Source organism: Bacillus sp. VT 712 (assembly GCF_001614195.1).
Taxonomy (GTDB): Bacteria; Bacillota; Bacilli; order Bacillales; family Bacillaceae_H; genus Priestia; species Priestia flexa.
The window spans coordinates 1-495 of the sequence record NZ_LWBK01000112.1 but is presented as its reverse complement, the minus strand read 5'-3'; the positions used below and the strand labels follow the sequence as shown (position 1 = coordinate 495).

Here is a 495-nt window from a genome sequence, read left to right as displayed (position 1 = left end):
TCGCAGAAACTGCAAAAAGTAATGGCATTGATTTCTATGAATATATAAAGAAACTTTTGACGGATCTACCGAATATCGGCATCCATCAAAATCCTGAAATTCTAGATCAATACATGCCTTGGTCTAAAATGATTCAAGCAACATGTAATAGAAGATAGATGAGGCCGTATTTTTGATAAAAAATCATAAAAATACGGCTATTTATCATGCGTACCATGAAGGTACGCTGTTTTTTATTTCGGGCTTACGGTCTACCAAGCTTCACAGATAAATTGGTGCAGGAAGTAGTGAGAATGATATTAGAGGCTATATATGAACCAACTTTTTCAACGTCATCTCATGCTTATCAGAAGAAAAAGAGTTGCCATACTGCACTTCAGGAAATCCAGCGAACATTTACAGGAAGCCGGTGGTTTGTCGAAGGGGATATCAAAGGTTTTTTTGATAATATTGACCATCATACTCTCGTTGGTATCTTGAGAAAGCGCATTGATG

The 495-nt window shown here is 36.8% G+C and carries 1 protein-coding gene and 1 pseudogene; both read left to right on the top strand.

What is annotated here, in order from left to right; genetic code table 11:
• Positions 1 to 158 (top strand): transposase domain-containing protein (locus tag A2U94_RS22210; protein WP_197473429.1); only part of this gene is annotated, 158 nt, incomplete at its 5' end.
• Positions 159 to 239: 81 nt separating this feature from the next.
• Positions 240 to 495: pseudogene (locus A2U94_RS20235) on the top strand (reverse transcriptase/maturase family protein); the annotation flags it as partial.